Genomic DNA, 1,585 nt, shown 5'->3' on the forward strand with positions numbered 1-1,585 from the left:
GCGGTGGACCGGGGTGGCGGTGAGCCCGCCCCGGCCACCGCGGGCCGGGCTGTTCGGCCGCGGGGAGGGCTGAGGGGCTGTTGTGGACAGCCGCCGGTCAGAGCAGCCCGTAGTGGGCGCGGCCCTCGCGGGAGAGCATGTACGCCACCATCATGACCGCGAAGCCCAGCGGGACGAGCGCCAGGACGTCCCCCGACAGCACGGTCCACAGCAGGAGCGCGCCCGCCGCGCCCTGGAAGAGCACCACGCCCCAGAACACGCCGACCGTGCGGCGCCGGATCCTGCCCGCCAGGAGCGTGGACAGCAGCCCGTACACGCCCGTGACCGCCGCCATGACGACCATCATGGCGCGCATGGCCTCGGCGCTGACCGCGAGTTCCAACCCCTCCTGGGCGGCGAGTTCGGCCTGCTGGCTCAGCGCCTCGTCCATCGCGTCGGCCGGGACGCTGAGTCCCATGAGGAAGAGCCCGGACAGGGCCAGGCCGCAGGCGCCGCCCACGAACATCAGGGCGCGGACGACGGCCACCTTCCGGGGAAGGGGGGCGTCGGGGCGGAGCGCGCCGAAACCGGCCCCGGAGCCGGGCGCACCGTACGGCGGGACGCCGCCCGCGCCCTGTGTCCCGTTGGGGTCGTACGGGTCCTGGCCAGAGGAAAACACGGACGTCCTCCGAGGGGTGTCGAGACGGCTTGTCCCACCCAATGGTAGGGGTCCGCGGCTCGCGGGGCGCGGGTCCGAGCGGATCACGGGAGCCTTCCGGTGACGGAGTGCTGTACGGGCAGGCCGAAAGCCGGTACCGGAACCGCAGATTCCGCAAATCGCAACCGTGGGGACCGTGTGCCCACGGCCCCGGCGGACCACCGTCCCCGCCAGCGAAGGAGCCCCGCAACGATGTCCGGACTCGTGCTCGCCTGGTTCGCGCCGGCGCTGACCGGCGCGCTGGTGGCGGCCGTGGTCGCCGTGGCGGCGGGCGGGGCCGCGCCCCACCCGGACCGCGGGCGCGGGGGGGACGGCCTCCCGACACCGCGTGCGCGAAGCCCGAAGACCGGACGGCCTTCGGGCTTCGCGGGCCCCGGCGCCGTACCGGCGGCCCCCACAGGTTCCGCCTGACCGGCCCGGGCCGGGCCGGTCAGGCGCAGCCCACGATCTCGCGCGTGGCCTCGGCCATGTCGTCGCGCTCCTGCTGGTCCAAGCCGTTCTCCTCGAACCACACCAGTACGAAGTGGCAGGCGTCCTGGATGTCCGCCGCGGTGTTCTCCTCGCTCTCCAGCATCGCCATCGCGGCGATCATCGCGATCCCGGAGCTCTCGAAGGCGGCCACCCGCACCAGGTTGGTGTCCATCGACGAGGTGCACTGGAAGAGGGTCGTCTCCTCGGCTCCGGGGTCCGAGCCGCAGACCTCGTCGGTGATGTCCAGGCGGGCGTCGATCTCGAAGTCGCGGCGCAGCTCGTCGACCAGCTCCTCCGAGCCGATGAGGTTCTCCGCCCCCGGGTCCGGCTCGTACGTCGGCTCCGCGGAGGGCTCGCCGGTGGGCAGGGGCTCCCCGGTGGGCTCGGGGGCGGAGAACCTCATCGGCTCGGAGGAGC

Annotated in this window: 2 protein-coding genes; both read right to left on the reverse strand. The window is 74.0% G+C overall.

Translation table 11 applies throughout. The features are described from left to right. Positions 1 to 97: 97 nt before the first annotated feature. The gene (locus ABD54_RS26525) at positions 98 to 658 is read right to left on the reverse strand and encodes a hypothetical protein (RefSeq protein WP_047872288.1); all 561 of its coding nucleotides are present in this window, start codon (positions 656 to 658) and stop codon (positions 98 to 100) included. A gap of 469 nt (positions 659 to 1,127) precedes the next feature. Then, the coding region (locus ABD54_RS26535) for a hypothetical protein (protein ID WP_235432216.1) at positions 1,128 to 1,585 on the reverse strand (458 nt) is incomplete at its 5' end.

Source organism: Nocardiopsis sp. RV163 (assembly GCF_001029525.1).
GTDB lineage: Bacteria > Actinomycetota > Actinomycetes > Streptosporangiales > Streptosporangiaceae > Nocardiopsis > Nocardiopsis dassonvillei.